Source organism: Zoogloea sp. LCSB751 (assembly GCF_002028455.1).
In the GTDB taxonomy this organism is placed as follows: domain Bacteria; phylum Pseudomonadota; class Gammaproteobacteria; order Burkholderiales; family Rhodocyclaceae; genus Zoogloea.
In genome coordinates, this window is the sequence record NZ_MWUM01000180.1 from 1 (window position 1) to 273 (window position 273).

Consider the following 273-nt stretch of genomic DNA (forward strand, 5'->3'; position numbering starts at 1 on the left):
TGAAGCAAAAACAATATGCTCCTATGAGTGTAGCTGCTCAAGCTGTGTCTATTTTCGCAGCTGAAAAAGGTTACCTGAAGGGCATTGAGATGAAAAAAGTTGGTGATTTCGAAGCCGCTCTGCTCTCGTACATGAACAGCGAGCATGCTGCTTTAATCAAGCTTATCAACGAGACTGGCGATTATAACGCCGATATCGAAGCTGAATTAAAAGCTGGCCTCGACAAGTTCGTAGCAACCCAAACCTGGTAACAATGATAGAGGTGTCTTAAGA

The 273-nt window shown here is 43.6% G+C and carries 1 pseudogene; it reads left to right on the forward strand.

The annotated features are described in order from the left end of the window. Positions 1 to 251 (forward strand): annotated as a pseudogene (locus B4920_RS26265) (F0F1 ATP synthase subunit alpha); the annotation flags it as partial. Positions 252 to 273 lie beyond the last annotated feature (22 nt).